The sequence below is a fragment of the Leptolyngbya sp. PCC 6406 genome, from assembly GCF_000332095.2.
Taxonomy (GTDB): Bacteria; Cyanobacteriota; Cyanobacteriia; order Phormidesmidales; family Phormidesmidaceae; genus PCC-6406.
On the sequence record NZ_KI913949.1, the window covers coordinates 964,811 to 971,097 of the forward strand.

Here is a 6,287-nt window from a genome sequence, read left to right on the forward strand (position 1 = left end):
GGGTGACTTCACCCTTCACCCTTCACCCTTCACCCTTCACCCTTCACCCTTCACCCTTCACCCTTCACCCTTCACCCTTCACCCTCTACCCCCCACCCTCCACCTCAAGTCCGCATCCGAGGATCAATCAAATCTCGCAAACCGTCGCCGAGGAGGTTGAAGCAAAATACCGCCAGCATCAACACCGCGCCAGGGAAAAGAGCTAGCCACCATTGCCCAGAGATGATGTAGCTCGCCCCTTCCGCCACCATGATTCCCCACTCCGGTGTGGGGGGACGAACACCCAGGCCAATGAAGGACAGCCCTGCGGCATTGAGGATGGCCCAGCCCATATTCAGGGAAATGTGTACCATTAGCACCGGCATCACATTGGGAAACAGGTGGCGAGCCATGATCCGCCAGTCCCCATTCCCCACCAGACGGGCGGCATCCACAAACCCCGCCTGCCGCCGCACCAGCACCTCCGATCGCACCACCCGCGTATATAAGGGCAGGTTAATAATCGCCGTGGCATAGATGATGTTCTCAATCGTATTCCCCAGGGCAGCCACCAGCCCCATCGCTAAGACAAATAGGGGAAAGGCCATCAACGTATCCACCAGACGGGAAATGATCCGATCCGTCCAGCCACCGAAGTACCCAGCGCAGGTACCCAAAATACTCCCCGCCATGAACGAGAGGGCCACCGCCAGCACCGCAATGCCCAAATCCAGACGAGTGGCAACAATCACCCGACTGAGCACATCGCGCCCCAGTTGGTCAGTGCCAAACCAATGGGCCAAGGTTGGACCCTGAAGCGCGATCGCAGAATCACTCATCGTGGGCCGATAAGGCGCGATCGCATCCCCGAAAATGGCAAACAAGACAAAGACAAAGAACAGAGCAAACGCCCCAAACGTAATCCAGTTTTCGCTAATCACATAACGGGTATGGCGCAGCGTGGCATTCATGGTGGTAGTCCATATAAGGGTGAAGGGTGGTGGGTGAAGGGTGGTGGGTGAAGGGTGGTGGGTGAAGGGTGAAGGGTGAAGGGTGAAGGGTGAAGGGTGGGGGGTGAAGGGTGGAGAGTGAAGGGTGGAGAGTGAAGAGTGAAGGCACCCAATACCCCAACACCCCATCACCCCAATACCCCATCACTCCCTCACTCCCCCACTCCCCCACTCCTACCCCTCAACCCCCGCTCTGGGATCAATCACCACATAGAGCAGGTCAATCAGTAGGTTCAGAAAAACGTAGAGCAGGGCCATGGTCAAAATAAACCCCTGAATTGGCGCATAGTCAGAGGCCACCAGAGCAGTGACCGCATAGGAGCCGATACCGGGCCAAGCAAATACCTTTTCCACTAAGACGTTTGCGCCCAAAAGGAAGGAAAAAACGACTCCCAAGGTAGTGATTACGGGCAACAGGGCATTGCGAAAGGCGTAGCCAAACAGGATTTTGCGGGGGGGGAGACCACTGGCGCGGGCGGTGCGGATGAAGTCACTGGAGAGGATGCCCAACATGGCCGCACGGGTGACGCGGGCCAGGGGAGCCAAGGCAAAAAGTCCCAGGGTGACGGCAGGAAGAAACAGTTGGCTCAGGGCAGCCCAGAAAATGCGAATGTTCCCCGTCAGCAAACTATCGATCAGATAAAATCCGGTGATCGTTGATGGGGGGCTAAACAGAATATCCAATCGCCCAGTGGGGGCAGGCACCACCCCCAGGAGATAGTAGAGGATATAAATCAGAAATAGCCCCGTAAAAAAGGTGGGCAAAGACACTCCGGCGGTGGCCAATACCCTGACCCCATGATCAACCCAGGAATTGGGACGGGTTGCAGCGAGGATGCCCAGGGGTAGGGCGAGTGCGATCGCAAAAGTCAACGCCGCCAAAGTCAACTCCAAGGACGCAGGCAACCGGGTGATCAAGTCGTAGACCACCGATTGCCCTGTGGTGTAGGACATCCCCAAGTCCCCCTGAAAGAGATCCCCCAGGTAGATAAAGAACTGCTCCGGCATACTGCGATCTAAGCCCAAGTTGGCTCGAATTTCCGCGATCGCGGCAGGGGTCGCCGCTGGCCCAGACAGAAAAGCTGCTGGATCTCCCGGCAGGGCGCGGGTGAGGATAAAGGTGACAATCACCACGCCAATCACGCTAGGGATCGACCCTAAAATCCGTTGACCAATCAGTTGGTGGGTTGAAGGACGGGCCATGGGAATTACTCCGGGGGGATATCTTTATAGGCTGGATGGAATGCAGTGGAACCTAACGGCGGTGGGCTGTGTTGGGTTCTGCTACGTGCCACCCAACCGACAAATCAGGGCTTGACTGACCCACCCCGCCCTTCGGGCACCCCTCCCAGGAGGGGATTGACCCACCCCGCCCTTCGGGCACCCCTCCCAGGAGGGGATTGCTCAGAACCCCCTCTTGGGAGGGGGCAGGGGGTGGGTTCTTCTGGGAGGGGGCAAGAGTGCTATGCCTTCTGGATCGAGCGGAAGTCCACCTGACGGTGGAACCAATAGCGGTAGCCACTGACATTAGGCTGCATCGCCGCCGCTAACACCGGCTGCACAATGGGTACCCGAGGCATTTCCTCCCAGGCCATCTGGATAAAGCCCTTGACGTTCTCCTCGTAGTCCCCCTTACCCGGTTCACTAGCCAGCGCCTTGTCAATCAGCTCATCCATCTCCGGATTCTTGTAGGAGCCGCCATTAAACGTGGCATCTTGGCCGTGGTAGGCATAGAAAAAGAAGTAGTCAGGATAATTGAGCCAGCCCCCAAAGGGATTCACAATCATGGGGCGACTCTTTTCCACCAAGACAGAGCGGAAGTTGGCGCTAGGCACCTTTTCCACCGTGACCTGAACGCCAATTTCCGCCAGAGATTCCTGAATCAACACCACCATCGGCTCTGCCCAGGCTTCATTCCCCAAATCAAAGGCAATGCTGGTTTCAAACCCATCAGGGTAGCCCGCCTCCGCCAGCAGTTCCCTAGCCTTATCTAAATCCTGGGTGTAGGGATGGGGCTGGGGCCAATCTGCGGTTTTGGGCTCAACACTATCGGCTCCAAACAGAGGAATCGCCTGACTGTAAAAGGCCGTTTCCATAATTGCGTCGTAGGGCACCGCATAGGCGATCGCTTGCCGCACCTTGGCATCCCCCAGGGGATTCACCGCTCCATCCAGTTCTGGATTCGCGTGCATATCCAAGGAGTAGGTACAGTTCTCAATCGGGTTAGAAACCACCTGGAAACGATCCATCGCCCCTAGTTCCTGCATATCCCGTTCCGAGAGATCAAAGTTAATGTCAATATCCCCCCGTTCCAGCAGGGCACGGCGGTTACCGGCCTCGGGAACATTCAGCAAAATCACCTCTTGAATGGCGGGCAGAGGGCCAGATTTCCAATCCTCAAACCGCACCAGGGTAATGCGTTCATTGGGGCGATAATCCCCAATGGTATAAGCGCCACTGCCCGCATCATTGTTATTAACCCATTCTGCCCCCCAAGGGTCTTCGGCGGTGATGTGGGGCTTCACCAGTTCTGAGTTGATGATTACGGGAATCGGCACCGCCAAATCCATCATGGTCAACTTATCCTGGCGCAAGAACTTAACCCGAAAAGTGTGATCATCCACCACCTCAAATTGCTCAGGGTCTTCCAAAGCCCCTGCCTTCATCTGGAACGTGGGAAAGCCACCCATCGACACCGCCCGATCAAAAGACCATTTCACATCGGCAGCGGTGACCAGAGCCCCATCATGGAATACCGCATCCTGACGCAGAAAAAAGGTGACGGACATGCCATCCGCTGCCATTTCCCAACTTTCGGCCAATTCCGGTTCCAGGATGGTGAAATCGTAGGATTCTAAACCATCCTCTAAGGTCGTGGTGCCAAAGGTCATCAGGCGATCATACAAAACCCAAGACACCCCGTAGGCTGGACGATTTGTCCCTACCCGATGGATATCTAAGCTGTTAGGAAATCCTGAACCCTGAACCATAGTCAGGGTGCTGCCATTGCCGCTGCTATTGCTACCTGCGGTTGCCCCTGTGACCTGGGACTGGCTATTGCTACAGCCCTTGATCAGGGTAGATAGGGCCATGCCCGCTACGGCACCGCCACTGACTCGGAGCATATCGCGTCGTCTTAATTTCATGGAACCATCCTCCAATCGATACTTGCGAACAAATTGAAAATCTAAAATCGGTAAAATGTGATACTTTTTATTGGGCGGACTTGCAAGCCTAGCAGCAACAAAAATAACGCCGTGGTTGCGCTGCCAAATTCAACCCTGCTACCCTAAGGAACCTCTAAGGAATTGCCCTTTACCATAGGGAATCAGCGGGAAGAAATTGAGTAAATACTCGGGAAGAAATCGGGAAGATAGGAGACTTTCTCCGATTGCCCGCTACCTCACCATGGGATTGACCTTGGGGTGTGGGGTCGTGTTATCTATTGCCATGGCCCTATGGGTCCACCGCTGGGAACAGCTCAGTCGCCGTACCCAGTTTCAGCAGCAAACCGATAATCTGACGACCACGCTTCAGCGCAATCTGAATCGCTACACTGATGTGCTGCTGGGCATTCAAGATCTCTATCGGGTTGCCGATAATCAAGTCACAGCCGCCATGTTTGGTCGATTTGTGCAGCGGGCGCTGGTGTCCTATCCCGGTATTCAAGCTCTAGAGTGGGCTCCACAGATTGAGGCTCGCGATCGCACTCGCTACGAGCAAGATCTCCAAACCCTAGGGCGATCGATCACCACGATTACAGAACGCCAGGACGGCGATCGCCTAATTCCAGCGGGCGATCGCCCCGACTACGTTCCCGTCACCTACGTAGAACCCTGGCAGGGCAACGAAGTCGCCCTAGGCTACGACCTAGCCTCTGACCCCATCCGCCTAGCTGCCATGCACCAAGCCCGCGATACCGGCCAGTTGGCCGCCACCGGACGCATTCGTCTGGTCCAAGAGACCGCCAACGATCAATTTAGCTTCCTGGTCTTTCTGCCTATTTACCAAGACCCTGACGCTTCCCAGACATCCCCACCATCCCCAAAGATCCTGATGGGCTATGTGCTGGGGGTGTTTCGCGTAGCCGATGTGGTGGAAGAGTCTCTACAAGATCTCAGCTACACCACCAATTTTCGCCTCTACGACCTTACCGGGCGACCCAACCAGCAATTCCTGGGCCAGTACGACGCCCTATCCCAGCAGGTGCGCATTCCCCCCACCCCAGCCCCCCTAGGCACCGTTGCCCGCAGCCCCCTCTGCCCCACCCCCTGTCGCCAGACCCTCACCTTTGCCCAGCGAGAGTGGGCGATTGAATTTGACCCCGCCATCGGGGGCATCGCCACCTTTCCTTGGGGGGCCACCGCTACCCTGGTGCTGGGGTTGTTGCTGACGGCGAGCCTGCTGCTGGTCCTGTCTCGCTCTCAAGCGGAGGTCGAGCGCACCCACGAACTCAGCGACCTAAAGCTGCGCTTTTTCTCCATGGCCTCCCACGAACTGCGCACCCCCCTCAGCATTATTTTGGTGTCGGCCCAGTCCTTAGCCGCCAACTACACCGTTTGGACAGAGGGCCAAACGCTCAAAACCGTAGAACGCATTCAAACCATTACCAAGGGCATGACCCAACTACTCAGCGATATTCTCACCCTGGCTCGGGCCGAGGCTAAGCACCTCGACATTGCCCCAGAAATTGTGGATTTAACCCGCCTGGGGCAGCAACTTGTGGACGAGCTACAACCAGAGCTACGCCCCGGCCAAGTTCTCAAGTTTGAGTCGCACCTAACCAGCCCCAAAGTCTATCTAGACCCCAAATTGGTGCGATCAATCCTCGTAAATCTGCTGTCAAACGGGATTAAATATTCCCCCACCCCAGGCCAGATCTGGTTGCGACTGACCAGCACGGCTACAACCCTGACCCTCCAAGTGCAAGACTGGGGTCTGGGTATTCCCGCTGCTGCCCAAACCCGCATTTGTGAACCCTTCTACCGAGGCCAGAATGTGGGCGATATTCCCGGCACGGGCCTGGGATTAGCAGTGGTTAAAACCTGTGTAGAGCGGCACCAGGGCACCCTGAGCATCCACAGTCAAGAGCACCAGGGCACAACTGTCACCGTCTGCCTACCCCGAATTGATTGATCGCCCTGTTGATCCACTAGATCAGGTTGCAATGCTGTTTTACCCATGGTGGAAGGGCGTAATAGTTCTCGCTTGTATGGGGTGTTGGGGGATGGGGTGTTGGGGTGTTGGGGGGATGGGGTGTTGGGGTGTTGGGGTGTTGGGGTGTTGGGGTGTTGGGGT

General features: G+C 56.3%; 4 protein-coding genes. 1 reads left to right on the forward strand and 3 read right to left on the reverse strand.

Going from position 1 to position 6,287, the window contains the following annotated elements:
- Nucleotides 1–104: 104 nt before the first annotated feature.
- From LEP6406_RS0204500 to LEP6406_RS0204510, 3 genes are all read right to left on the reverse strand, one after another.
- Nucleotides 105–950, reverse strand: coding sequence for an ABC transporter permease (locus LEP6406_RS0204500; RefSeq protein ID WP_008316874.1), 846 nt, complete (start codon nt 948–950; stop codon nt 105–107).
- 213 nt (nt 951–1,163) lie between these two features.
- The gene (locus LEP6406_RS0204505; RefSeq protein WP_008316872.1) at nt 1,164–2,192 is read right to left on the reverse strand and encodes an ABC transporter permease; all 1,029 of its coding nucleotides are present in this window, start codon (nt 2,190–2,192) and stop codon (nt 1,164–1,166) included.
- A gap of 260 nt (nt 2,193–2,452) precedes the next feature.
- Nucleotides 2,453–4,135: an ABC transporter substrate-binding protein gene (locus tag LEP6406_RS0204510; protein ID WP_008316870.1), complete on the reverse strand. Its 1,683-nt coding sequence runs from the start codon at nt 4,133–4,135 to the stop codon at nt 2,453–2,455.
- A 196-nt stretch (nt 4,136–4,331) separates the two neighbouring features.
- Here LEP6406_RS0204510 and LEP6406_RS0204515 point away from each other — a divergent pair, with 196 nt between their 5' ends.
- Entirely contained in the window at nt 4,332–6,125 is a 1,794-nt protein-coding gene (locus tag LEP6406_RS0204515) for a CHASE domain-containing sensor histidine kinase (protein ID WP_155834628.1), read from the forward strand.
- Nucleotides 6,126–6,287: the final 162 nt, after the last annotated feature.